Annotated in this window: 1 protein-coding gene; it reads left to right on the top strand. The window is 46.5% G+C overall.

Going from position 1 to position 1,237, the window contains the following annotated elements:
* Nucleotides 1–428 precede the first annotated feature (428 nt).
* A complete protein-coding gene (locus NZM05_12530) occupies nt 429–551 on the top strand; it encodes a hypothetical protein (GenBank protein ID MCS7014440.1) in 123 nt (40 codons plus the stop codon).
* Nucleotides 552–1,237: the final 686 nt, after the last annotated feature.

The following is a 1,237-nucleotide window of genomic DNA, read 5'->3' as shown; positions in this document are numbered from 1 at the left end:
GTTGATCAATCTATGGTAACAGATTGTATACAAGAGAGGAAATATATATAGTTCTTGTGAAGTCATGGTGTTCAAGAGTGTGTTTACATTGGGGAACATGTGTAGGATGGTATGGGGGTCGATCCATTTTAAGGTATAGGCGTTGGGGTGGTAGAAAAACAGTGTTTCATCCATTTTTTGTTGGATGTAGGAGTGGGTATGGGTGTCGTGGCGTTCAGGCATATCGTTGTGAAAGTGGTGGAGTGTGTTTTCCATGGTAATTAGAGAATTTTGTTTCTTTTGAAAGAAAGGCGATGTAAATATAATGAAGAATTGTGACATGTTGATACGATTATCATAGAAAAAAGTGTTCAAATGGGGGCGGGGGATGGAGAGGGGAGAATACCGTTAAAGTCGACAAGGAATTGGTAGTCGGGTGGGCGAAGGGGATGGGGACGCCAGATAAAGGTATCGGTGTAGTGAAGTCGTATAAGGAGTGCGGGGAAGAGGAGTTTAGCAAGTTCGGCACGGTGTTCGGGGGATTGGGCGATAGCGTCGAGGGTTCTAGATAGTGATGATTTAGAGATGGTGGAATGGGGTGGGAAGATAGAGAGGAGGTGTTGGAGGTAGGGCAGGTTATTGGTGTAGAAGGTGTGGAAAGTGTGAAGAAGATCGTCAGCATAGGTATCGGAGGGGGGCTGAGGATGAATGTGTGGTGTGGGTAAAGGTTGAGGTTGGGGTTGGGGATGAGAGTGGAGTAGTGATAAGGAATAGAGGGAAGGGTAGGAGCGTTTTTTTGAGCGAAGTGATTGAGATGGGGGTCGTTTAGATTGAGAAGCGTGAGAGGGTAGGAGGGTTGGGGAGACGGATTGAGGGGGGATGGTGTAGGTATTTAGGATAAGGTTGCCTGCAAGGGAAGCGAGGGTAGTTTGGGGGCGGGTGGTAAGGAGAGAGAGAGGGGGAAGGATATGGATGGGGATAACTCGGTGGAGTTGGGAGAAGGTGTGGTAGATGGGGAGAGAGCGGTCGGAGATAATGAACATGTTAGCGGTGTCGAGGGCGAGGCGTTGTTCATGTTCAGAGGGGGGAAGGGTTGGGAATAGTTTAAAGGTAAATGGTGATGAAGAGTGAGAAAATTGAGTGGATGTTAGCATAATTGAGAGTGTTTAGATGGTGATGAAAAACGAGTGTATTGAGTTAGGTGTTTTTATTCTTCTTTTTTGTTCAAAGATGGAGCGAGAGATGTTTGGACAAACTG

Source organism: Chloroherpetonaceae bacterium, from assembly GCA_025056565.1.
In the GTDB taxonomy this organism is placed as follows: Bacteria; Bacteroidota; Chlorobiia; order Chlorobiales; family Thermochlorobacteraceae; genus Thermochlorobacter.
Note: the sequence above shows the minus strand (reverse complement) of the source record. Positions and strands in the feature narration are given on the sequence as shown.